The organism is Burkholderia sp. RF2-non_BP3 (assembly GCF_001522185.1).
In the GTDB taxonomy this organism is placed as follows: Bacteria; Pseudomonadota; Gammaproteobacteria; order Burkholderiales; family Burkholderiaceae; genus Burkholderia; species Burkholderia diffusa.
Map to the genome: position 1 here is coordinate 121279 of NZ_LOSU01000023.1, position 20532 is coordinate 141810.

25 protein-coding genes and 1 tRNA gene are annotated in these 20532 nt (G+C 67.3%); 9 read left to right on the forward strand and 17 right to left on the reverse strand.

Translation table 11 applies throughout. The features are described from left to right. Positions 1 to 30: 30 nt before the first annotated feature. The gene (locus WS45_RS08655; RefSeq protein ID WP_059530273.1) at positions 31 to 861 is read left to right on the forward strand and encodes an undecaprenyl-diphosphate phosphatase; all 831 of its coding nucleotides are present in this window, start codon (positions 31 to 33) and stop codon (positions 859 to 861) included. Positions 862 to 971: 110 nt separating this feature from the next. On the opposite strand, the gene trmB is transcribed toward WS45_RS08655, so the two are convergent. Continuing rightward, a complete protein-coding gene (gene trmB, locus WS45_RS08660) occupies positions 972 to 1739 on the reverse strand; it encodes a tRNA (guanosine(46)-N7)-methyltransferase TrmB (RefSeq protein ID WP_059530270.1) in 768 nt (255 codons plus the stop codon). A gap of 132 nt (positions 1740 to 1871) precedes the next feature. Next, a tRNA-Gly gene (locus WS45_RS08665) sits at positions 1872 to 1946 on the reverse strand. Between the two features lie 300 nt (positions 1947 to 2246). Between WS45_RS08665 and WS45_RS08670 the strand changes: the two genes are divergently transcribed. Next, a complete protein-coding gene (locus WS45_RS08670) occupies positions 2247 to 2591 on the forward strand; it encodes a cupin domain-containing protein (protein ID WP_059466993.1) in 345 nt (114 codons plus the stop codon). A 301-nt stretch (positions 2592 to 2892) separates the two neighbouring features. Here the strand turns inward: WS45_RS08670 and WS45_RS08675 are convergent, their stop codons facing one another. Genes WS45_RS08675 through WS45_RS08690 form a run of 4 tightly spaced genes read right to left on the reverse strand, consistent with a single transcriptional unit; the run spans position 2893 to position 3897 of the window. Further along, positions 2893 to 3099, reverse strand: coding sequence for a hypothetical protein (locus WS45_RS08675; protein ID WP_059530263.1), 207 nt, complete (start codon positions 3097 to 3099; stop codon positions 2893 to 2895). Between the two features lie 9 nt (positions 3100 to 3108). Continuing rightward, on the reverse strand, positions 3109 to 3321 hold the full coding sequence (rpsU, locus tag WS45_RS08680) for a 30S ribosomal protein S21 (RefSeq protein WP_059530260.1): 213 nt from the start codon (positions 3319 to 3321) through the stop codon (positions 3109 to 3111). 34 nt (positions 3322 to 3355) lie between these two features. Beyond that, positions 3356 to 3565, reverse strand: a complete 210-nt coding sequence (locus WS45_RS08685; RefSeq protein ID WP_059530257.1) for a hypothetical protein — start codon at positions 3563 to 3565, stop codon at positions 3356 to 3358. A gap of 47 nt (positions 3566 to 3612) precedes the next feature. Beyond that, positions 3613 to 3897 carry a hypothetical protein gene (locus WS45_RS08690; RefSeq protein ID WP_059530254.1) on the reverse strand — a complete coding sequence of 95 codons (285 nt, stop codon included), beginning with the start codon at positions 3895 to 3897 and terminating at the stop codon, positions 3613 to 3615. Between the two features lie 480 nt (positions 3898 to 4377). On the opposite strand from WS45_RS08690, the gene WS45_RS08695 reads away from it, so the two are divergent. After that, positions 4378 to 5538: an enolase C-terminal domain-like protein gene (locus WS45_RS08695; protein ID WP_059699404.1), complete on the forward strand. Its 1161-nt coding sequence runs from the start codon at positions 4378 to 4380 to the stop codon at positions 5536 to 5538. A 218-nt stretch (positions 5539 to 5756) separates the two neighbouring features. On the opposite strand, the gene WS45_RS08700 is transcribed toward WS45_RS08695, so the two are convergent. Next, the gene (locus WS45_RS08700; protein WP_059699406.1) at positions 5757 to 6512 is read right to left on the reverse strand and encodes a DeoR/GlpR family DNA-binding transcription regulator; all 756 of its coding nucleotides are present in this window, start codon (positions 6510 to 6512) and stop codon (positions 5757 to 5759) included. A gap of 81 nt (positions 6513 to 6593) precedes the next feature. On the opposite strand from WS45_RS08700, the gene WS45_RS08705 reads away from it, so the two are divergent. After that, positions 6594 to 7199 (forward strand): NUDIX domain-containing protein, encoded by a 606-nt coding sequence (locus WS45_RS08705; protein ID WP_059530245.1) that lies wholly within the window; start codon positions 6594 to 6596, stop codon positions 7197 to 7199. Positions 7200 to 7278: 79 nt separating this feature from the next. Then, positions 7279 to 8154 (forward strand): SIR2 family NAD-dependent protein deacylase, encoded by an 876-nt coding sequence (locus WS45_RS08710; RefSeq protein WP_059690768.1) that lies wholly within the window; start codon positions 7279 to 7281, stop codon positions 8152 to 8154. 37 nt (positions 8155 to 8191) lie between these two features. Here the strand turns inward: WS45_RS08710 and WS45_RS08715 are convergent, their stop codons facing one another. Further along, positions 8192 to 9403, reverse strand: a complete 1212-nt coding sequence (locus WS45_RS08715) for a S53 family peptidase (RefSeq protein WP_059699408.1) — start codon at positions 9401 to 9403, stop codon at positions 8192 to 8194. 125 nt (positions 9404 to 9528) lie between these two features. Then, on the reverse strand, positions 9529 to 9777 hold the full coding sequence (locus tag WS45_RS34850; protein WP_156437096.1) for a hypothetical protein: 249 nt from the start codon (positions 9775 to 9777) through the stop codon (positions 9529 to 9531). 25 nt (positions 9778 to 9802) lie between these two features. On the opposite strand from WS45_RS34850, the gene crcB reads away from it, so the two are divergent. Beyond that, a complete protein-coding gene (gene crcB / locus WS45_RS08720) occupies positions 9803 to 10189 on the forward strand; it encodes a fluoride efflux transporter CrcB (protein WP_059530237.1) in 387 nt (128 codons plus the stop codon). Positions 10190 to 10213: 24 nt separating this feature from the next. Then, positions 10214 to 10564: a DUF190 domain-containing protein gene (locus WS45_RS08725; RefSeq protein ID WP_059530233.1), complete on the forward strand. Its 351-nt coding sequence runs from the start codon at positions 10214 to 10216 to the stop codon at positions 10562 to 10564. Positions 10565 to 10572: 8 nt separating this feature from the next. Here WS45_RS08725 and WS45_RS08730 read toward each other — a convergent pair whose 3' ends face one another. Further along, positions 10573 to 11136, reverse strand: a complete 564-nt coding sequence (locus WS45_RS08730; protein WP_059530230.1) for a YggT family protein — start codon at positions 11134 to 11136, stop codon at positions 10573 to 10575. A 76-nt stretch (positions 11137 to 11212) separates the two neighbouring features. After that, positions 11213 to 12142: a Rossmann-like and DUF2520 domain-containing protein gene (locus tag WS45_RS08735; protein ID WP_059699410.1), complete on the reverse strand. Its 930-nt coding sequence runs from the start codon at positions 12140 to 12142 to the stop codon at positions 11213 to 11215. 467 nt (positions 12143 to 12609) lie between these two features. Here WS45_RS08735 and WS45_RS08740 point away from each other — a divergent pair, with 467 nt between their 5' ends. Beyond that, complete coding sequence (locus WS45_RS08740; RefSeq protein WP_059690772.1) at positions 12610 to 12906, forward strand: hypothetical protein; 297 nt, start codon at positions 12610 to 12612, stop codon at positions 12904 to 12906. A 103-nt stretch (positions 12907 to 13009) separates the two neighbouring features. Here WS45_RS08740 and WS45_RS08745 read toward each other — a convergent pair whose 3' ends face one another. Continuing rightward, positions 13010 to 13681 carry a LysE family translocator gene (locus WS45_RS08745; RefSeq protein ID WP_059699413.1) on the reverse strand — a complete coding sequence of 224 codons (672 nt, stop codon included), beginning with the start codon at positions 13679 to 13681 and terminating at the stop codon, positions 13010 to 13012. Positions 13682 to 13715: 34 nt separating this feature from the next. Then, positions 13716 to 15272, reverse strand: a complete 1557-nt coding sequence (locus WS45_RS08750) for a UbiD family decarboxylase (protein ID WP_059690774.1) — start codon at positions 15270 to 15272, stop codon at positions 13716 to 13718. Positions 15273 to 15868: 596 nt separating this feature from the next. Between WS45_RS08750 and WS45_RS08755 the strand changes: the two genes are divergently transcribed. Beyond that, complete coding sequence (locus tag WS45_RS08755; protein WP_059530220.1) at positions 15869 to 16999, forward strand: transglycosylase SLT domain-containing protein; 1131 nt, start codon at positions 15869 to 15871, stop codon at positions 16997 to 16999. Between the two features lie 108 nt (positions 17000 to 17107). Here the strand turns inward: WS45_RS08755 and WS45_RS08760 are convergent, their stop codons facing one another. The 4 genes from WS45_RS08760 to ribBA all read right to left on the reverse strand — a co-directional run bounded on the left by WS45_RS08760 (position 17108) and on the right by ribBA (position 20523). Next, complete coding sequence (locus tag WS45_RS08760) at positions 17108 to 18304, reverse strand: pyridoxal phosphate-dependent aminotransferase (protein ID WP_059690775.1); 1197 nt, start codon at positions 18302 to 18304, stop codon at positions 17108 to 17110. A 70-nt stretch (positions 18305 to 18374) separates the two neighbouring features. After that, positions 18375 to 18812, reverse strand: a complete 438-nt coding sequence (nusB, locus tag WS45_RS08765; RefSeq protein ID WP_059530215.1) for a transcription antitermination factor NusB — start codon at positions 18810 to 18812, stop codon at positions 18375 to 18377. After that, on the reverse strand, positions 18809 to 19327 hold the full coding sequence (ribH, locus tag WS45_RS08770) for a 6,7-dimethyl-8-ribityllumazine synthase (protein WP_059530212.1): 519 nt from the start codon (positions 19325 to 19327) through the stop codon (positions 18809 to 18811). Before ribH ends, nusB begins: the two co-directional genes overlap by 4 nt. 53 nt (positions 19328 to 19380) lie before the next feature. Next, positions 19381 to 20523: a bifunctional 3,4-dihydroxy-2-butanone-4-phosphate synthase/GTP cyclohydrolase II gene (ribBA, locus tag WS45_RS08775; RefSeq protein WP_059530209.1), complete on the reverse strand. Its 1143-nt coding sequence runs from the start codon at positions 20521 to 20523 to the stop codon at positions 19381 to 19383. Positions 20524 to 20532 lie beyond the last annotated feature (9 nt).

The following is a 20532-nucleotide window of genomic DNA, read 5'->3' on the forward strand; positions in this document are numbered from 1 at the left end:
TCTTTCGACTACTTCGGAGTTGGGCCACGGATGGACTGGATCCTGATCTGCAAGGCATTGATCCTCGGCGTCGTCGAGGGGCTGACGGAATTCCTCCCGGTGTCGAGCACCGGCCACCTGATCGTCGCGGGCAGCTTCCTGAATTTCAACGATGCGCACGCGAAGACCTTCGACGTCGTGATCCAGTTCGGCGCGATCCTCGCGGTCTGCTGGGAATACCGGCAGCGGATCGTGTCCATCGTGACCGGGCTGCCGAGCCGGCCCGACGCGCGGCGCTTCACGCTGAACGTCGTGATCGCGACGATTCCCGCGATCGCGCTCGGCCTGCTGTTCGAGAAGAAGATCAAGGCCGTGCTGTTCTCGCCGGTGCCGGTCGCGTTCGCGCTCGTCGTCGGTGGCGCGATCATCCTGTGGGCCGAGGCGCGACAGCGCGAACGCGGCGAGCCGCCGCGCGTGCAGTCGGTCGATGCGCTCACGCCGCTGGACGCGCTGAAAGTCGGCATCGCGCAATGTTTCGCGCTGGTGCCGGGCATGTCGCGTTCGGGTTCGACGATCATCGGCGGGATGCTGTTCGGCCTCGACCGGCGCGTCGCGACCGAATTCTCGTTCTTTCTCGCGATTCCGATCATCTTCGGCGCGACGCTCTATGAAACGGTCAAGGACTGGCAGGCGTTCACGGTCGATGCGCTCGGCCTGTTCGCGCTCGGGCTCGTGGCCGCGTTCGTCAGCGCGTTCGTGTGCGTGCGCTGGCTGCTGCGTTTCGTCGCGACGCACGACTTCACCGTGTTCGCGTGGTACCGGATCGCGTTCGGCCTGTTCGTGCTGCTGGTGGGTTACAGCGGGTGGCTGAACTGGGCGTGATGCCGGTGCGGGGGCGAGGGCGCATCCAATAGAAAACGGCCCGATCGGCAGCAGATGCCGGTCGGGCCGTTCGTCATTGCGCGGCAGGTAGCGTGCGTTGAGCGCCGTGTTCAGCTGGCGCGTTTGCGGAACACCAGGTCCCACACGCCGTGGCCAAGCCGCAGCCCGCGCCGCTCGAACTTCGTGACGGGGCGGTAGTCGGGGCGCGGCGCGTAGTCGGCGGCCGTGTTTTCGAGCGTCGGTTCGGCGCCGAGCACTTCCAGCATCTGTTCCGCGTAGTTTTGCCAGTCGGTCGCGCAGTGCAGGTATGCACCGGGCTTCAGGCGCGATGCGAGATGCGCGACGAGCGGCGGCTGGATCAGCCGGCGCTTGTGGTGGCGCGCCTTGTGCCACGGATCCGGGAAGAAGATGTGCACGCCGTCGAGGCTCTCCGGCGCGAGCATGTGCTCGAGCACCTCGACCGCGTCGTGCTGGATGATGCGGATGTTCGGCAGGTCCTGCTCGCCGATCAGCTTCAGCAGCGCGCCGACACCCGGCTCGTGCACCTCGACGCCGAGGAAGTCGTCGCCTGGGCGGTGCGCGGCGATTTCCGCGGTCGATGCGCCCATCCCGAAACCGATCTCCAGGATGCGCGGCGCGCGGCGGCCGAACACGGCGTCCCAGTCCGGGATTTCCGCCGCGTACGGGACGACGAAGCGCGGGCCGAGATCGTCGAGCGCGCGGCGCTGGCCGGTCGACACGCGGCCGGCGCGCGTCACGAAGCTGCGGATGCGGCGGCGGTGCAGCGGGTTGACTTCGTCGGCGCCGTCGGCGGCTTCGTCGGGAAGGGCGGCGTCGTCCGGCGGCAGGCCGGCTTCGTTCGGATCGTCGTGCATCATCGGTGACAGAGAAAGGCTCGGTTCGGGCGCGGGCCCGTCATGCGCAGCGGCGCTACCGGATGAACCGGCAGATGGTACAAAAAAGCCGCCTTCGACGAGGCGGCTCTTGCGCAGGCTGCGAGCAGCCGAAGGTGGAGCGGGCGATGGGAATCGAACCCACGTCATCAGCTTGGGAAGCTGAGGTAATGGCCATTATACGACGCCCGCAGAACGCATAATTCTACAGGGTTTGGCTTGGATGTTGCAAGCGAGCCGTTTTTGGCCGCCTGCGTCGAAGCAGGCATGGGCTCGGTGGTTGAGCGACGGATCGCCGGAAGCGGGTGTCAAGGATCGGCCCGAATCGGTCCGTCAACGCAAGGCCGACCGGAACACGACGCGCCACGACGCGCGCCCGCACGCAGGCCCGTGTCGAAAATAGACGAGTCGGTGTCGGACGCATACAAGCCCCGGTGACGCTTTCGAACTAACGTGACAGACCTCTTACCCGATCGTCAGTCTGGAGCCGACATGTCCGATTTCATCACCGTTCTGCGCAAAACCTGCCCGACCCCGGTCGTCGACGCGACCAAGTGGAAGCGCATCGGCGGCGATCCGCACACCGTGAACCTCAACGCCTACCTCTCGAAGGATGGCAGCAAGATCATGGGCACGTGGATCTGCACGCCGGGCAAGTTCGAGGTGAACTACGAGAAATGGGAGTACTGCCACTTCCTCGACGGCTATTGCATCATCACGCCGGAAGGCGAGGAGCCTGTGCATCTGAAGGCCGGCGACGTGTTCGTCATCGAACCCGGCATGAAAGGGACTTGGGAAGTGGTGGAGACGGTACGCAAGTACTTCGTGTTTGCCTGAGCGGGCCCGTCGATTCGACTTGCGTACGAGCGCCGGTCGAATCGATGCGTTGAAACGCATTCCGGGTCGGAAACAACTCGCCGAGCGTGATCGCACGCTCGGCCGGTTCCGCTATCCCGTCGATCCCACCGATCGCGCCGACTGCCTGTCGCTTCCGAGAGCGGTGGTGATGGGAGCGTGCCGATCGAACCCGCAGGTTCGACGATGCGAAAGAAGCTCTCGGCCAGTCCAGAGTCGGTCAGGCCGCTCGCATGCGCGTCACTGACCAGCACAACGCGATTCGACAACGCCGAGGCGGCGTTCAATGCTCGATGCTCAACGCCTTTTCGATCGCGGCAATCAATCTGAATGCATCGTCCCGGCCGATCAGGAGGCCGCGACTGGTGTACTCGCAGCCGAACGCGTAGAAGCTCGGCAGAAGCGTGATCGCGTCGTTCTGTCGATCGAAATCGACCTCGCATTTCGTCAATGGGAAGAACGGAGGATCTTCGACGGTCGGCTGGTACACGGCGCTCTCCTAGTAGAGCTTGCGAGGCGGCAGCATGCGTTTCGCGCGCAGGCGCTGTCTCGCGACGGCGCTGGCTTTCTTGCGCTTGCGCTCGGTGGTCGGCTTTTCATAGCTGGTGCGACCGCGCAACTCGCGGATCAGGCCCGTCTTCTCGATGTTTCGACGGAAGCGCCGGAGCGCGACATCGACAGGTTCGTCGGGCTTGAGGATGATCGTCGTCATGTAGGTCCTGTTTCAAGACATGCGTGGAGGAAAACTAGCCGAGTCGAGTCATGACGGCACTCGCGATCTCGTCGGATTCGAATTCCGAATATCCGGCGCTGATCGACAATGCGCGTACGGCAGCGAACATCTGCAACTCGGGTTGGTGACGCAACGCAGAACCGGCGAGGCCGTCGTTCGGGACCGCGTCGGTCCTGGAAATCTCGCGCCGTTCGATCAGGCGGAGGAGTTCATCGATGATCATTTCGTCATCCGAATCAGAGTGCCGCCGCGCTGCCGCGACAGGAAGCGTCAATGGGAATCGGCGAAGAGCGGCTGCTCGCCGCGATTGCCGTCGATGATCTCCTCCGCGTAGCGTACGGACGCCCGGCGCGCTTCGCCCGCCGATTCGAACGGTGCGTTCTCGAGCAGCCGGAATGTTTCGCTGCGGGTCAGCGTGTCGGTGGTGCCGCGCAGGCAAATCTTCACGGCCGCGTCGAAGCCGCCGTCGTAGTTGTGCGGATTACCGTTCAGCGACGGAATGTGCGGATAGATCAGCGGATAGATTTCGAAGCCACGATAGAGATGCATGCTCATGATGAACTCCTGGGTTCGGTCGCGACAAATCGCGTGGACGAACGCATCCGACCGGTATCGCCGCGGCGCGGCGTGACGGGTGGGGTGAAAAGGGCGGCAATGCGTGCGGGTAACGGCGCGACGCAGTGAGAGGGTAGACGGCGGGGCGAGCGGCGAGTGGAGTGACGCGGGCTCGGACAAAATTCATCATACGCGCTTCGCGTCGGATGTCCATCTAATTCGCGGCCGTGCCGGTGCGGTGCGATGACCGGCGTCGAGGCCGCAACACGCGTCGAGCATGACGCGGCATTCGTCCGCACTTCGACGCGGCACGGCGCGATCCGGATGATGTCGATCGAGTCCGATCCCTTCGCCGCATCGTGACGGTCGCGCGCCTGCACGACATCGCGCAAGCGCCTATGATGCAGCGATCCGCCAGTCGCGCCGGCCGCAATGCGCGTATGGCCCGCGAACGCCGAACGTTTTCCCGGAACCCCGACCATGCGCATCATCGACATCCGCGAGCAAGCGATCCCGGTTTCCCGCTATGCCGATCCGGCGATTCCGTCGGGCGGCCTGACGACGAGCGTCGTCGCGATCGTCACCGATGTCGTGCGCGATGGCCGGCCGGTCACGGGTTACGGCTACGCATCGGTCGGCCGTCACGCACAGGGCGGGCTGATTCGCGAACGATTCGCGCCGCGTCTGCTGGCCGCCGCGGACGCCATCGCCGACGATGCCGGCACGAACCTCGATCCATTTCGCGCATGGCGCGCGATGATGGCGGGCGAGAAGCCCGGCGGGCACGGCGAACGCTGCGTCGCGGTCGGCGTGCTCGACATGGCCATCTGGGATGCCGCCGCGAAGATCGCGGGCCTGCCGCTCCATCGCTTCGTCGCCGACCGGCTCGCGCGCGACGCGGCACCTCGCGTGCGTGTCTACGCGGGCGGCGGTTACCGCTATCCGCACGACGATCTCGCGCGCCTGTCGGACGAGATGCATCGCATCGCCGATCTCGGCTACACGCACGCGAAGATCAAGATCGGCGGCGCGGATGTCGATCACGACAAAAGACGCATCGAAGCCGCCGCGGCATGTCTTGCCGACAGTTCGCATCTCGCGGTCGACGCGATGAACGCGTACGACGCGACGAGCGGACGCGCAGCCGCCGCGATGCTGGCACCGTTCGAACTCTGGTGGTTCGAGGATCTCTGCGATCCGCTCGACCTGCCGCTTCATGCGGACCTGGTCGCGCAATACGCGCCGCCGGTCGCGGCCGGCGAGGCATTGTTCTCGCTCGCGGAAGCGAAGCTGCTCGAACGCTACGGCGGTCTGCGCCCGGACCGCGACGTCCTCGTGTTCGATCCGGTGCATTGCTATGGCCTGCCGGGCTATCTGCAGATCGTCGACCATTTCGTGTCGAACGGCTGGCGGCGCGATGCGTTCTGGCCGCACGGCGGTCATCTGTTCTCGCTGCACGTCGTGTCGGCGCTCGGGCTCGGCGGCGCCGAAGTGAGCCCGTTCGCGTTTCGTCCATTCAACGGGCTGGCGGACGGCGAATCGGTCGACGCCGGCTACGCGGCCGTGCCGCAGGCGCCGGGCATCGGCTTCGAGCTTCATGCCGATGCGTACCGCGCGTTTCGCGCGGTAGCCGGCTCGTGAACGGCGCGGCCGGTCTCGGCGCGCGTCGATCGTGAAGCGGGCCGCGAATCCGAGCCTCGTCGCCGCGATGAACCGGTCGAGCACACGCCACGTGAGCGCGCGGTCGAACCACGCGCGGCATGACCGTACGCCGTGGGCGAGCCGCCGTTACCCGATCACGCGCACGCCGACCAGCAGCAACGCGCCGCCGACGTCCAGACGTCGAAGCCGCCGCTCGGCTACGCGCGCACGACCGTCACGCCCGCGGCCTCGATCGGCTCGGTCAGCGCTGCATCGGTTTCCTGTTCGACCACGATCGCTTGGGCGAGCGCGACCTCGCCGATCACGAACTGCGACGCCGCTCGCAGTTTGGATTGCGAAGCCAGCACGACCGTCTCGCCGGCGCGCCCCGCCAATGCGCGCTTGATCGCCGCTTCCTCGAAGTCGCCGGTGCTCAGCCCCGCGACCGGATGAACGCCGGTCACGCCCATGAAATACAGGTCCGCGTGGATGCGCGAGATGCCTTCCATCGCCGCGGCGCCCACCGCGACGATCGAATGCTTGTACAGCCGTCCGCCGATCAGGATCACGTCGATCGACGGATGCGCGGCCAGCGCGACGGCGACGCTCGGGCTGTGCGTGACGATCGTCGCGCGCAGGTCGGGCGGCAACTGGCTGACGAGCAGTGCCGACGTCGTGCCGCCGTCGACGATCGCGACTTGTCCGGGCGCGATCATCTGCGCGGCCCGGCGCGCGATGCGCCGTTTCTCCGCGGTTTCGAGCGCCTCGCGCTGCGCGAACGGCGCGACCGCCGGCGACGCCGGCAATGCGCCGCCGTGCACGCGCTGCAGCAGGCCTTCGGCCGCCAGTTCGCGCAGGTCGCGCCGGATCGTGTCCTCGGACACGCCGTATTGCGCGCTAAGCTCGACGGCCAGCACCTGGCCGTCGCGGGCGAGCGCGTCGAGGATCGCCTTCTTGCGTTGGGTCGTCAGCATCGGATTTGCACGAAATTTCTTGAAATTGCACGAAAGTGCACGTTACCATGCGTGCCGTCACTTGTCGAATGGGAGACCACCATGGCCGCAACGCGGGACCGTGTCCGCATCGTCGATACGACGGTGCTGTCCGATGACTGGTATGTGCTGAAGAAGGTAACGTTCGATTTCCTGCGCCGCGACGGCACGTGGCAGCGTCTGAGCCGCGAAACGTACGACCGCGGCAATGGCGCGACGATCCTGCTGCGCAACGCGGCGACGGGCGACGTGCTGCTCACGCGGCAGTTCCGGATGCCGGCGTTCGTCAACGGACACGACGGGATGCTGCTCGAAGCCGCCGCCGGCCTGCTCGACGACGCGACGCCCGATGCACGGATTCGCGCGGAGGCCGAAGAGGAAACCGGCTATCGCGTGCGCGGCGTGCGCAAGGTGTTCGAGGCGTTCATGAGCCCGGGCTCGGTGACGGAAAAGCTGCATTTCTTCGTCGGCGAATACGATGCGTCGCTGCGCACGGGCGACGGCGGCGGCATCGCGGAGGAGGGCGAGGATCTCGAGGTCGTCGAGATGCCGCTGCACGCGGCGCTGGATGCCGTCGAGCGGGGCGAGATCGTCGACGCGAAGACGATCATGCTGCTGCAGTACGTCGCGCTGCGGGAACCCGCGGGCGGGCGCGCCGCGGCAGCGTGATGTCGCGGCGCGGCGCCCGAACCGGCGTATGATCGTGCGACGCCACTCGCGCACCGTTCGACGCTTCCGCTGCTCCATCATGCCGATTTCCGACTCGTCCGATTTCACCGATTCCAGCGCCGCTGCCGCATCACTGCCGGCTCATCTGGTCGCGTCCGCCGTCGAGGCGCTCGCGCGTGCCGATGCGCTGCTCGTGACGGCCGGCGCAGGCATCGGCGTCGATTCGGGGCTGCCCGATTTCCGCGGCACGGACGGTTTCTGGCGCGCGTATCCGGCGCTGCGCCACGAGCGTTTCGAATTCCACGAGATTGCCTCGCCGCAGGCGTTTCGCGCGCATCCGCAGCTTGCGTGGGGCTTTTACGGCCACCGTCTCGGACTCTACCGGCAGACGGTGCCGCACGCGGGCTTCGCGATCCTGCGGCGCTGGATGGACGCGATGCCGAACGGCGGCTTCGTGCTGACGAGCAACGTCGACGGCCAGTTCCAGAAGGCCGGCTTCGATCCGGCGCGCGTCGTCGAGATCCACGGTTCGATTCATTCGATGCAGTGCCTGCGACCGTGCTCGGACGACACCTGGGACGCCGCGCCGTTCACGCCCGACGTCGACGCGGCCGCGTGCCGGCTGGTCGGCGAGCTGCCGCGCTGCCCGCATTGCGGCGGCCTCGCGCGACCGAACATCCTGATGTTCGGCGACAACGGCTGGCTCGGCGAACGCTACGACGCGCAGGAGCGGGCTCTGCAGGACTGGATCGCGCAGGCGGGATGGGTGACCGTCGTCGAGATCGGCGCGGGCACCGCGATTCCCACCGTGCGTCTCTCGAGCGAACGACTCGGTGCCGACGTGATCCGCATCAACGCACGCGAGGCCCATGCCCGCCGCGCGGACGTGATCGGGCTGAAGGGCGGCGCGCTCGCGACGCTCGTCGCGCTCGACCGAGCATGGCGCGGCGGCTGAGCGGCGCGGGACGAACCGGCCGGCCGCGGCCGCGCGATCACGGCTGCGCGACGAGCGCCTGGACGAGCGCCGGCGCGATCGGCGAGCCGAGGCCCGTCACGTAGTCGTAGCCGCCCGCTGCGTTGCAGATGCTGCCGCAAGTGCCGTTGGATCCGCTCGTCACGTCGTGATAGTCGCTGCCGTAGGCGTTTTTCCCGACCGTATAGAGCGTGTCGTAGGTGCCGCTCAGCGAATGTTTGCCGGCTGCCGCACGCAGCGAATTCGCGATCGCGACGAGCGCCGACCATTGCGGCGCGCCCGCGCTCGTGCCGCCGACCTGGAACCAGCCCGCCTGCCCCTGATAGGTGACCGAGTCGTACACCGCGAATCCGCTGGACGGATTCGCGTCGTAGCTGACGTCGGGCACGCCGCGCTTGCCGGCCACCGGCACCGGCCAGCCGGTCTGCCCGGCCGGCTCGGCCTCGATCGAGCTGACGCCGCCGCCGCTGCCGCTCCACGCGGCCTCGCCGACGTAGGCGCCGGACGCGTCGGTCGACAACGTCGTGCCGCCCACCGCCACCACGTACGGCGACGCCGCCGGGTACTCGGTGCCGGTGCCGCTGTCGCCGGACGATGCGACGAACGTGACGCCCGATACGTTGAAGTGGCTGTCGAAGCCGGTCTCGCTGCCGAACTCGTTGCCGCCGAAGCTCATCGACACAACCGATGCGCCGCGCTTGACCGCGACGTCGACCGCGGCCATCAGATCGCTGAAGCTCGCCGACGCGGCTTCGACGAGCACGATCTTCGCCTTCGGCGCGATCGCATGCACCCATTCGACGTCGAGCGACATCTCGAGCGACCAGCCCGCATCCGTCTTGGGTCGCGCGCCGCGCGCGTAGACCTTGGTGAAGCAGCCGTTCGACGAAGTGCACGCCGGCAGCGAGAACGCGTTGCTGAATACGCCGAGATCGGCTTCGATTTTCGGATCGTCGTATGCGTCGACGATCGCGACGACCATCCCGTCGCCCTGGTTGGCGATCGAATCGAACCCGTACGCATGCCGTACGAGCGCGGGTGTGAGGCCGGCTACCGTGGCGGTGTTCGCGCGTTGTTTCGTATGGAACGGCGGGCGCGCATAGCCTTTCGGCGCGCGGTTGCCTTCGACGTAGGACGGGGGGCCGTTGTCCTCGGCGAGCGCGACGCTCGATGCGAGCAGCGACGCGCACAGCGCCGGAATCAACATGGATGACAGGCGGTAATTGTTCATTTTTCGAGTCTCCATGCCGATGGAGTGGTGGGCGAAATTATTTTACGAAACTGGTCGAATGAATTGCACGGAATATCGGCCTGATTCGGGAATGTCTGGATTAGGGAAAATATGTGCAATGCCCGTCAAAACATGGGCGTGGTGCTGCGAGGCTGATTTTTCGACTTCGGGAAAATCAGATGAATAATCGAATTGTTTATAGTGATTTGTAATGTCCTGCGTAATGCATTGGAAAATGCCGACCCCGGCGGCGCATGGAAATAATGAAATGCGCGATTCCGGCGCGACACGATCCGGTGCGCGCCGGGGTGCCGGCCGGCATTGCCGGCGCGGCGCGATTGCGCATACAGTTCGGCGTAGGCCGCATCCGCCATGCGGTCTCGTCAGCGAGGAGCTCCCTTGTTCTATTCGATCGTCGCGATCTTCGTCGGCGCCGGGCTCGGCGCGTTGCTGCGCTGGTTCCTGAGCCTTGCGCTCAACGCGTTCTTTCCCGCCGTGCCGCTCGGCACGCTCGCCGCGAACCTGATCGGCGGCTACGTGATCGGCATCGCGGCCGTCGCGTTTACCACCCGCGTCGGGCTGCCGCCCGAGTGGCGGCTCTTCGTGATCACCGGCTTCCTCGGCGGCCTCACGACGTTCTCGACCTATTCGGTCGAAGTGATGACGCACGCGGTGCAGGGCGAATTGGGATGGGCGTTCGCGGTGGCTGCCCTACACTTGACTGGATCGTTCACGCTGACGGCGCTCGGCATGTGGACTGCGCGCGCGTGGTTCGCGGCGGCCTGAGCGCGTCGGCATCGGGAGGACGCGATGGACAGGGTCTTCTTGCGCTTCTACGTGCACGAGCAGCACCGGCTGCACTGGAAGCCGCTGTGGGAGTGGTTGCTGGAGGAGGGAAACCGGATGGGCGTCGCGGGCGGTTCCGCGTTTCGTGCGATGGCCGGGTTCGGCCGGCATCGGGTGCTGCACGAGGACCGCTTTTTCGAGCTGCAGGGTTCGCTCGCGATCGAGGTCGAGTTCATCGTCACCGAGGACGAGGCGCAGCAACTGCTCGAGCGGCTGGCGCGCGAGAAGGTGCGCGTGTGCTACGCGATGATTCCCGCGCGCTTCGGCGTGATCGACACGCTCGAGGCGCCGCCGGCGCAGGGGCCGGCAGCGTAGCGCATACGTCAGATGCCGAACATCGTCAGCGACACGGCGGCGCGTGTGACGATCATCAGCAGCACCTGGACGATCACGAACAGCAGGATCGGCGACAGGTCGATGCCGCCCAGGTTCGGAATCACGCGGCGCAGCGGGTTCAGGAACGGCGCGGTGAGCTGGTAGAGGATCGGCATCGCCGGCGAGCGCGGATTGAGCCACGACAGCAGCGCCATCAGGATCGTCATCCAGATCACGAGATTGAGCGCCCACTTCACGACGGTGAGCAGCGCGACCACGACGAGCGTCGCGATCACCGAGGCCGGATCCAGGCCGGCCATCACGACCATCAGCACCACATAGACGAGCGCGGTGAGGAGGGCGGCGACGACGCTTGCCCAGTCGATGCCGCGCACGCCCGCGATCACGCGGCGCAGCGGCAGCACGAGCCAGTTGGTCGCCTGCAGCACGGCCTGCGTGACGGGGTTGTACGGCGGCACGCGGACGGCCTGCATCCAGACGCGCAGAATCAGCGCGGCGCCGAACAGCGTGAAGACGGTATTGAGCAGAAAACGGGCGATCTCGCCGAACATCGTTGGCATCCTTTTTATACAGTCGAGTAGCGTGCGGCCGCCAACGCCGGATGGCGGCGCATCGGCCGACACCTTATCACGCCTCGTCTCGCGGCGGGGAGGGGTGCCCGATCGTGCGCTCGAGCGACGTTTCGACGGCCTGCGCAAGCGCCGGCAGCGCGGGCGGCGGCGCCGCGCGCTTCGCCGCGAGCGCGACCGCGCGGCGGGTCATCAGCGCATACAGCGTCGCATGGTCGCCGCCGCGCGCCTCGAGCAGCGCGAGCTGACGCTCGACGATGCCGGTGTCGCCGCGCGACACCGGGCCCGCCAGGGCGTTCGCGAGGCCCTTGTCGCGCGCGGTCGCGATCGTGCCGGTGAGCATCGGCAGCAGCGCGCGCAACGCGGCTTCCTCGTCGAAGCCGAGGCCGCGCCACAGCTCGACCGCTTCCGACAGCCCGCACAGCGCGAAACTCGCCGCGTAATGCGCGGCCGCGTGATACAGCATTCGGCCGCCGGCCGGAATCGACAGCGGATGGCAGCCGAGTGCGGCAGCAAGTCGCAGCAGCGTCGCGTGCAGCGCGCCGTCGGCTTCGAGCGTGACCGAGCAGCCGTCGATGCGGGTGAGATCGGCGTCCGTGCCGCCGAACAGATAGAGCGGATGGAAGCCGCCCGTGGCCGCGCCTTGCCGCTTTGCCGGATCGAGCAACTCGACCGCCGACGCGCCGCTGCAGTGGACGAGCGCCTGGCTTGCCGCGCGCGCCGCGTCGAACCGCAGCGCGGCGGCGGTCGATGCGAGATGGTCGTCGGGCACGGTCAGGAAGATCAGGTCGGCGGTGTCGACGACCTGCTGCGGCGTGTCGACCGCCCGGCAGCCGTCGATGCGCGCGGCAAGCGCCGCGGCCGATTCCGCCGTGCGGCTCGCGATCGCGACGACCGGAAAGCCGGCCGCCGCGAAGCGCAGCGCGAGACAGCGCGCCAGGCGGCCGGCGCCGATGAAGCCGAGGCGGGGAGTGTCGGGGAGGGGCATGGCGGGTCACGAAGTGCAAACGGAGCAGACGCCAGTATCGCAGGAATGACGGGGCGGTCGTGGATAGGCGGCGTTGCCGAACGGGGACGGCCCGAACGGGCGGCGTTCGCTACGGCCAACCGGCAAATTCTTGAGGTGGCTGTGCCCCCGCTTGGCGTGTCGGCCTCCTGTCGCAAATTTGTAATCGTTGATTACTGAAGCATGCGCGCCGCGCTTACCGGATCCGGTAAAACTGACCGGCCGGCATGGCGCGATTCCGCTGGTCGGACGGAATCGCGGGACCCGCGAAGGGGATCGCCGGTTCGCGCGGCCCTGCCGCACGGTGGCCGCGGCCGCGTGGAATTGCAATTTGCAACAAATGCGCGATACGCGGGCGGCGCGTTTTCGCTACATTGCATCCATGCGACGTGCATGCCCGCCGTTGCCGACAGGAGCGCACAAATTACCGCTCCAGCAGGAGAATCGAAGTGAAAAAGCTCATTCCGTTCATCGCCGTCGCCGCGCTGGCCCTGGGTGCCGCAAGCGCCGCGCAGGCTCACGTGTCGATCGGGGTCGGCATCGGTGTCCCGGTCGCACCTGCGTATCCCGTGTATGCACCGCCTCCGCCCGTGTACTACGCACCGCCCCCGCCCGTGTATTACGCGCCGGCGCCGGCTTACTATGCACCGCCCGCCGTGGTCGTCGGCGGCTACGGTGGCTACTACGGCCGTCCGTACTGGCGTCACGGCTACGGCGGCTGGGGTCACCACGGCTGGCGTCGTTGACGCATTCCGCGTGGCGGCCTGACCGCGCGCGGCAAAACGGCGCAACGTCCCTCGCGGGGCGTTGCGCCGTTTTTCATTCGGGGCGCGGCTCGGCGCGCGGCGGTCACGCCGCGTGGGCAATCAGGTCGCGGTAGCCGCCGACGATCACGCTGTACGAGAAATACGCGAACAGCAGCGCCGACGCGACGTGGCACGCGCGCATCATCCCCGCGCCCGCGCGCTTGCGGCCCTGGCTCGCGAGCGTGCACATGAAGAGGGTCCACGCGAGGCCGCCGAGGAAGAAGCCGGACAGGAACACCGACGCCGTCGCCGGCGTGGTCGCGCCGGCTTTCGCGATCAGCGCGCCGCCGACCGCCGCGAACCACAGGATCGCGCTCGGCGACGACATCGCAAGCAGCATCCCGCGCACGAAGCTGCGCCGCGCGCTGGCACGCGGCTGCGGTGTTTCGTCGGCCGTGCCGTCGCCGGCGTTGGCGGCTGGCGCGAGCGCTTCACGCGCCATCTTCCACGTGAGGAACAGCAGCACCGCACCGCCGCCGATCCAGACGATCCAGCGCACGGCCTCGAACTGCAGCAGCACGGCCATGCCCGCGAGCGCGAGCGCCGCGTAGACGAGATCGCCGAAGCACGAGCCGACGCCGAGCCAGAAGCCCGGCCGGAAGCCGTGCGACAGCGTCAGCGACAGCATCGCGACGTTGACGAGGCCGATGTCGAGACACAGCGACAGCGACAGGAAGAACCCGTCGGACAGCATCGAGGCGGGGGGAAAGCTCATCGTCGTTCTTGTCGGGTGCGTTCAAGGCGTGGACTTACAGTCCGATTTCCTGCCAGAGCCGGTCGACGCGCGCCTTCACGGCCGCATCCATCTCGATCGGGCGACCCCATTCGCGGTTCGTCTCGCCGGGCCACTTGTTGGTCGCGTCGAGCCCCATCTTCGAGCCGAGGCCCGCGACGGGCGACGCGAAATCGAGATAGTCGATCGGCGTGCTGTCGACCATCACGGTGTCGCGCACGGGGTCCACGCGCGTCGTGATCGCCCAGATCACCTCGTTCCAGTCGCGGATGTTCACGTCCTCGTCGACGACCACGATGAACTTCGTATACATGAACTGCCGCAGGAAGCTCCACACGCCGAACATCACGCGCTTCGCATGGCCGGCGTAGCTCTTCTTCATCTGGACGATGGCCATCCGGTAGCTGCAGCCTTCCGGCGGCAGGTAGAAGTCGGTGATCTCGGTGAACTGCTTCTGCAGCAGCGGCACGAACACCTCGTTGAGCGCGACGCCGAGCACGGCCGGCTCGTCGGGTGGTTTGCCGGTATAGGTCGAGTGATAGATCGCGTCGCGGCGCATCGTGATCCGCTCGACGGTGAACACCGGGAACCACTCCTGCTCGTTGTAGTAGCCGGTGTGGTCGCCGTACGGGCCTTCGAGCGCGTGTTCGTATGCGGCGGCCGCGTTGCCGGCCGGCCGCGGCGGTGCGCCGGCCGGGGCAGGGGCGGGCGCGCCTTCCTGCGGATGGATGAAGCCTTCGAGCACGATCTCCGCGCGCGCGGGCACCTGCAGCGTATCGACGCCGGGCGTCAGGCACTTCGCGAGTTCGGTGCGACTGCCGCGCAGCAGGCCGGCGAACTGATACTCGGACAGCGAATCGGGCACGGGCGTCACCGCGCCGAGCGTCGTGGCCGGATCGGCGCCGAGCACGACCGCGACCGGATACGGCTTGCCGGGGTTCTGCAGCGCGAATTCGCGGAAGTCCAGCGCACCGCCGCGATGCGCGAGCCAGCGCATGATCAGCTTGTTGCGGCCGATCAGCTGTTGGCGATAGATGCCGAGGTTCTGGCGCGGCTTGTTCGGCCCGCGCGTGACCGTGAGGCCCCACGTGACGAGCGGCCCCGCGTCGCCGGGCCAGCAGGTCTGGATCGGCAGCTTGTTCAGGTCGACGTCGGCGCCCTCCCAGACGATCTCCTGGCACGGCGGCGACGACACCGATTTCGGCGCCATGTCCCATACGGCTTTCGCGAGCGACAGCAGCTTGCCGGCGTCCTTCAGGCTCTTCGGCGGATCCGGCTCCTTCAGCGCGGACAGCAGCCGCCCGAGGTCGCGCAGCGAGCCGAGCGCGGCGTCGTCGCCCGCATCGACACCCATGCCGAGCGCCACGCGGCGCGGCGTGCCGAACAGGTTGCCGAGCACCGGGAACGCATTGCCGGGCGGCGCTGCGAACAGCAGCGCCGGGCCGCCGGCACGCAGCACGCGGTCGCACAGTTCGGTCATTTCGAGCACGGGCGACACGGGCTGCGTGACGCGCCGCAGTTCGCCGAGCGCCTCGAGGCGCTGGATGAAATCGCGTAAGTCTTTGTATTTCATGAAGAAGGTCCGGGCCGCCCGCAATGCGGGCAGCGATGGGCGGGCGCAGCGGCCGGCTGCGGCCCCGAATCGACCGACGATTTTACCCGGGCGGCCGCTCGCACGCCCGGCGGAGAAAAATGTCGACGACGCGCAGAGCCCCTACGGCAGGGGGCCGGCGATCTGAAGGGCGATTCAAAATTACTTTTTGTTATAATTTCAAAGTTTTATAGTGTTGACGATCTATAAAACCCTGCTAGAATCCGCTCACATTGGTTGCAGGGTAAAAGGCTTCGAGCCGCCAATCACCGATCTTTGACGCAGCGCGTCACCGTCCGCCGAAACCTGCACGGCGTATTCGACGGCCTTTGTCGTAGTCCCAGCCAGCGCCACCAGACGCTGGTTTTTTGCGTGGGTGCCACCGCGTATGCCCGCCTCGCCCACTGTGCGAAGGTGCAGGCCCTCTTACACCGTGGCCTCGAACGGTACTTATACCGTTTCCCCGATGCTTGCGCGTCCCAACCAAGGCGTGCGGTGTCGTGATTCCGCGGCGCGTTTTCCGTCTCGCCATCGAGCAGAGCGAGCCGCACGAGTCATGTTCATGGGAGATGATCTGAATGAACGCTTGGTTATCGTGGCGTCCCAGTGAGCAGCATGCGCAAATCGTGCGCAACATGCTGCGTCGCGGGACGCGTGTCAGTCACCATCTATTCAGCGTTGTCGGCTGTCTCGCTGTCGCGGTCGCACTTGCCCTGTGGCTGTTGCCGACCGTGCGCGGGAATCTCGCCGCGAAGCTGATGCCGGTCGTATCCGCGGCCGTGCAGGCCGGTCCGGCCCGTCTGCTGACCGGTCATCCGTTGCCGAACTTCGCGCCCGCTGGCGCGCAGCCGCAGCAGGAAGACGTCCCTGAAACGGATGCGCTCGCCGTCGGTCTCGACGTCGCACCGGAAACCGCCGCGCAGAACGATGCGTCCGATCCGGCCCGTAACGGCCCGTCGCCCGTCGCGCTGGCGAAACTGATCCCGACCCAGCGGGTCCCGGCCGATGCGCGCGACGATCGCGCGCTCGCGTCGAACCGCGAACAGGCGCTGGTCGCCACCTACCTGTCGCGCCGTTACCGGGTCGCGCAGGAGCCGCTCGGCCAACTCGTCAAGGCTGCTTTCCAGACCGGCCGCGACGTCGGCCTCGATCCGCTGCTGCTGCTGTCCGTGATGGCGATCGAATCGGGCTTCAACCCGTACGCGGAAAGCGGCGTCGGCGCACAAGGCCTGATGCAGGTCATGTCGAAGGTTCATTCCGACAAATTCGAGTATTTCGGCGGTACCGACACCGCGCTGCAGCCGCTCGCGAACCTGCAGGTCGGCGCGCTCGTGCTGAAGGACTGCATCGCGCGCGGCGGCTCGCTCGCGAACGGCCTGCGCCTGTACAACGGCTCGACCAACCCCGACGACACCGCCTACGGCTCGAAGGTCATGGCCGAGCGCGGTCGCCTGCGCGACGTCGCGCATGGCCGCAGCGTGCCGGTCAATGCGCCGCAGGCGCCGGCCCAGCCGTCGAAGCCGATCGTGACCGCGGCCGTGACGGCATCGGCCGGCGGCGCCAAGCGCGTGCATGCGACGCTCGACGGCGCGCAGCCGATCACCGCGAAGGCGGCTGCCGCGCCGAAGGGCGCACCGCAGCAGGACGACGCGAGCGTCGATACCGCGAAGCAGGCGCACGGCGGCGACCACTCGGAACTCGGCGCGTAACGTCCCGCGGTTCCGGCCAGGCTCCAGCAAAAAGGCACCCGATTCGGGTGCCTTTTTCTTTTGCGCGGGCGGAAAGGCCAGCGTGCCGGCCGGGAACGCGGACCGCGGTCAGTGCTGGCCGAAGAGTGTCGCGAGCCGCTCGACGGCCTCTTCGAGGCGCGAGTAGGCGGTCGCATAGGACAGCCGGATATAGTCGCGCGGTGCATGCACGCCGAAATCCATGCCCGGCACCAGCACGACACCCGCGTCGTGCAGCATCGCCTGCGTGAGCGCCGCGCTGTCGCCGGCCGCGGGATGAGCGACGCCGCCGCAGTGCGCATACACGTAGAACGCACCGTCCGGCATCACGGGCACGGTGAAGCCGAGTTTCTCGAGTGCTGGCGCGATGAAGTCGCGGCGACGCTTGAATTCGAGGCGGCGCGCCTCGTAGATGTCGAGCGCCGCCGGCTCGAAGCACGCGAGCGCCGCGTGCTGCGCGAGCGCAGACGGACAGATGAACAGGTTCTGCGACAGCTTTTCGAAGGTACCGACGAGCGCGGGCGGCACGACGAGCCAGCCGAGTCGCCAGCCAGTCATGCTGAAGTACTTCGAGAAGCTGTTCACGGTGACGACGTCGTCGCCGAACGACAGCGCCGACACGGGCGCCGCGTCGTAGCTGAGCCCCTGGTAGATTTCGTCGACGATCGTGAAGCCGCCGCGTGCGCGCACGGCTTCGACGATCCGCTTCAGCTCGTCCGGCTCGAGCGACGTGCCGGTCGGGTTCGACGGCGACGCGAGCAGCACGCCGCGCGTGCGACTGCCCCAGCGCGTGCGGACGTCGTCCGCGGTGAGCTGGAAGCGCGCTTCCGGGCCGCTCGGCACGAGCACCGGCCGACCTTCGGCCGCCGCGACGAAGTGCCGGTTGCACGGATACGACGGGTCGGGCATCAGCACCTCGTCGTCGCGGCCGACGAGCGCCAGGCACGCAAGCAGCAGCGCGGCGGAGGCGCCGGCCGTCACGACGATCCGCTCGGGGCTGATCGTGAGACCGTAGGCGCGTGCATAGTGCGCGGCGATCGCTTCGCGCAGCGGCGCGATGCCGAGCGCGCTCGTGTACTGCGTGACGCCGCGGCGCAGCGCGGCCGCCGCCGCCTCGACGACGGGCTCCGGCGCGGTGAAATCCGGTTCGCCGATGCCCATGTGGATAACATCGCGCCCGGAGGACTCGAGCCGCTGTGCCTCCTTCATCAGTTCCATCACGTAGAAGGGCTGGATCGCGTCGACGCGTGCGGCGAGCGTGACGAGCGAATCGGCGGTGGTATTCATCGGTCGGGCGGAGCGGGGAGGGGGAGGGAGAACGAAAAACGGGCGCTTGCGCGCCCGTCTGCCTGCGGAATCAGCCGTTGCGGCGCGCCTGCGTTTCGGCGGGGCGCAGCTTCGCGGCGAGCTTGTCGAGCACGCCGTTGACGTACTTGTAGCCGTCGGAGCCGCCGAACGTCTTCGCGAGTTCGACTGCTTCGTTGATGATCACGCGGTACGGCGTTTCGACATGATGCGTGAGCTCGAACGTCGCGATCAGCAGCACGGCGCGTTCGACCGGCGACAGCTGATCGACCGGACGGTCCAGCGACGGCGTGAGGGCTTCGACGAGCGTCGCATGCTCGCGAATCACGCCGTGCAGGATCGCGTCGAGCAGCTCCTTGTCGGCCTTGTCGTAACCGAGCGCGCCGCGCAGTTGCGCGTCGATCTCGCCGGAGGCCGCGTTCGACAGCAGCCACTGATACAGGCCCTGCGTCGCCAGCTCGCGCGATTGTCGGCGGGCGCTCTTCTTCATGCGCGCTCCTCTTCGTCGTCTTCGTCCTCTTCTTCCTCGTCCTCGTCGTCGCCGAGCTGGTCGAGTGCCATCGTCAGGTTGGCCATCTCGACCGCGACGCGTGCGGCGTCACGACCCTTTTCGGTCATGCGCGCGACGGCTTGCTCGTCGTTTTCGGTCGTCAGGACCGCGTTGGCGATCGGCAGGTTGAAGTCGAGGCCGATGCGGGTGATGCCCGCGCCGCTTTCGTTCGACACGAGTTCGAAGTGGTACGTCTCGCCGCGGATCACCGCGCCGAGCGCGATCAGTGCGTCGAACTGGCCGCTTTCTGCGAGCTTTTGCAGCGCGAGCGGGATTTCCAGCGCGCCGGGCACCGATACGAGCAGCACGTCTTCACCGGAGACGCCGAGGCGCTCGAGTTCCTCGACGCACGCATCGGCGAGGCCGTTGCAGACGGGTTCGTTGAAGCGGGATTGCACGATGCCGATACGCAGGCCGTCGCCTTCGAGATTCGGTTGGTATTGTCCGATTTCCATGATCTGGTCCGTGGTGTGGATGAACGGTTATAGGGCGAAAGCGTCGTGGCGGGTTACGCGTGGGACGCCGGGCAGGACTTGGCTTCGCCGCCGGGCATCGGAATGAAGCCCGTGACTTCGAGGCCGTAGCCGGACATGCTGCCCAGCTTGCGCGGATTCGACAGCACCTGCATCTTGCCGACGCCGACGTCGCGCAGGATCTGCGCGCCGATGCCGAACGTCTTGAAATCGACTGGCCGGCGCTTCAGCGCAGCGGCCTTTTCTTCCTCGTCGAACGCCTTGAAGACGTCGATCAGATGTTCCTTCGTGTCGCCGCAGTTGAGCAGCACGATCACGCCGAGGTCGCGTTCCGCGATCTCGTGCATCGCCGCGTCGAGCGTCCACGAGTGCGTCGAGATGCCCGTCTCGAGCAGATCGAGGACCGACAGCGGCTCGTGCACGCGCACGGGCGTATCGACGTCGGGCGACGGCGTGCCGCGCACCAGCGCGATGTGCGGCGAGCCGCTCGGCTGGTCGCGGTACAGCACCGCGCGGAACGTGCCGTGCGCGGTCTGCATCGTGCGCTCGGCGATCCGCTCGATGATCGATTCGGTGCGGCTGCGGTACTGGATCAGGTCGGCGATCGTGCCGATCTTCAGATCGTGTTCCTTCGCGAACTCGAGCAGGTCGGGCAGGCGCGCCATCGTGCCGTCGTCCTTGATGACCTCGCAGATCACCGCGGCGGGCGTGAGCCCGGCAAGCGCGGTGAAGTCGCAGCCGGCCTCGGTGTGGCCGGCGCGCACGAGCACTCCGCCCGGCTGCGCCATGATCGGGAACACGTGGCCCGGCTGCACGATGTGCTCGGGGCGGACGTCGTGCGCGACCGCCGTGGCGATCGTGTGTGCGCGGTCGGCGGCCGAGATGCCGGTCGTCACGCCTTCGGCCGCTTCGATGCTGACTGTGAACGCGGTGCCGTATTGCGTGCCGTTGCGGTAGGTCATCAGCGGCAGGTGCAGCTGCTTGCAGCGTTCCTGCGTCAACGTCAGACAAATCAGGCCACGGCCGTACTTGGCCATGAAGTTGATCGCTTCCGGCGTGACGAATTCGGCGGCGATCACGAGGTCGCCTTCGTTTTCGCGGTCTTCTTCGTCGACCAGGATCACCATCCGGCCGGCTTTCAACTCCGCGATGATGTCGAGCGTGGAGGCGAGCGTCATAAGGGGGCG

Coding starts and splice junctions, on each gene's coding strand:
- WS45_RS08655 (WP_059530273.1), top strand. CDS start 31: ATGGACTGGATCCTGATCTGCAAGGCATTGATCCTCGGCGTCGTCGAG.
- trmB (WP_059530270.1), bottom strand. CDS start 1,739: ATGATGCACGACGATCCGAACGAAGCCGGCCTGCCGCCGGACGACGCC.
- WS45_RS08670 (WP_059466993.1), top strand. CDS start 2,247: ATGTCCGATTTCATCACCGTTCTGCGCAAAACCTGCCCGACCCCGGTC.
- rpsU (WP_059530260.1), bottom strand. CDS start 3,321: ATGACGACGATCATCCTCAAGCCCGACGAACCTGTCGATGTCGCGCTC.
- WS45_RS08685 (WP_059530257.1), bottom strand. CDS start 3,565: ATGATCATCGATGAACTCCTCCGCCTGATCGAACGGCGCGAGATTTCC.
- WS45_RS08690 (WP_059530254.1), bottom strand. CDS start 3,897: ATGAGCATGCATCTCTATCGTGGCTTCGAAATCTATCCGCTGATCTAT.
- WS45_RS08695 (WP_059699404.1), top strand. CDS start 4,378: ATGCGCATCATCGACATCCGCGAGCAAGCGATCCCGGTTTCCCGCTAT.
- WS45_RS08700 (WP_059699406.1), bottom strand. CDS start 6,512: ATGCTGACGACCCAACGCAAGAAGGCGATCCTCGACGCGCTCGCCCGC.
- WS45_RS08705 (WP_059530245.1), top strand. CDS start 6,594: ATGGCCGCAACGCGGGACCGTGTCCGCATCGTCGATACGACGGTGCTG.
- WS45_RS08710 (WP_059690768.1), top strand. CDS start 7,279: ATGCCGATTTCCGACTCGTCCGATTTCACCGATTCCAGCGCCGCTGCC.
- WS45_RS08715 (WP_059699408.1), bottom strand. CDS start 9,403: ATGAACAATTACCGCCTGTCATCCATGTTGATTCCGGCGCTGTGCGCG.
- WS45_RS34850 (WP_156437096.1), bottom strand. CDS start 9,777: ATGGCGGATGCGGCCTACGCCGAACTGTATGCGCAATCGCGCCGCGCC.
- WS45_RS08725 (WP_059530233.1), top strand. CDS start 10,214: ATGGACAGGGTCTTCTTGCGCTTCTACGTGCACGAGCAGCACCGGCTG.
- WS45_RS08730 (WP_059530230.1), bottom strand. CDS start 11,136: ATGTTCGGCGAGATCGCCCGTTTTCTGCTCAATACCGTCTTCACGCTG.
- WS45_RS08735 (WP_059699410.1), bottom strand. CDS start 12,142: ATGCCCCTCCCCGACACTCCCCGCCTCGGCTTCATCGGCGCCGGCCGC.
- WS45_RS08745 (WP_059699413.1), bottom strand. CDS start 13,681: ATGAGCTTTCCCCCCGCCTCGATGCTGTCCGACGGGTTCTTCCTGTCG.
- WS45_RS08750 (WP_059690774.1), bottom strand. CDS start 15,272: ATGAAATACAAAGACTTACGCGATTTCATCCAGCGCCTCGAGGCGCTC.
- WS45_RS08755 (WP_059530220.1), top strand. CDS start 15,869: ATGAACGCTTGGTTATCGTGGCGTCCCAGTGAGCAGCATGCGCAAATC.
- WS45_RS08760 (WP_059690775.1), bottom strand. CDS start 18,304: ATGAATACCACCGCCGATTCGCTCGTCACGCTCGCCGCACGCGTCGAC.
- nusB (WP_059530215.1), bottom strand. CDS start 18,812: ATGAAGAAGAGCGCCCGCCGACAATCGCGCGAGCTGGCGACGCAGGGC.
- ribH (WP_059530212.1), bottom strand. CDS start 19,327: ATGGAAATCGGACAATACCAACCGAATCTCGAAGGCGACGGCCTGCGT.
- ribBA (WP_059530209.1), bottom strand. CDS start 20,523: ATGACGCTCGCCTCCACGCTCGACATCATCGCGGAGTTGAAAGCCGGC.